General features: G+C 38.9%; 1 protein-coding gene. It reads right to left on the bottom strand.

Annotated elements, in window-relative coordinates; all coding sequences use genetic code 11:
• Positions 1 to 319: recombinase family protein (locus D0T57_RS15480; RefSeq protein WP_163274360.1), on the bottom strand; the 319-nt coding region annotated here is incomplete at both ends.

Genomic DNA, 319 nt, shown 5'->3' with positions numbered 1-319 from the left:
TCTGCTGGTCTTGAATCCTTGCCGATTGAGTGCATGAGTAATCTGCAAATATGTTTTACTCTGATTTCTCATCATTAAAATAAGGGCTAAGGCACGTTTGTTTTCCTCGTTAGTTAAGGCTTTTGCCTTATTAGTCTTGATACTATTAGCTATTGCCCGCGCATGATTATTCAGCAGGTTCTCCGGTTTACCTAACTTAATACCTTTATCCTTCTTCGCTCTTAATGATTGTTTGGTGCGTTCTGAAATTAGGTTGGCTTCATACTCTGCAATTGAACTAATGATATGCAGGATGAATCGATTGGCTTTGGGAAAATCG

This window comes from Dysgonomonas sp. 511 (genome assembly GCF_010501105.1).
In the GTDB taxonomy this organism is placed as follows: domain Bacteria; phylum Bacteroidota; class Bacteroidia; order Bacteroidales; family Dysgonomonadaceae; genus Dysgonomonas.
The sequence above is the reverse complement of the archived record's forward strand: the minus strand, read 5'-3'. Positions and strand labels throughout refer to the sequence as shown.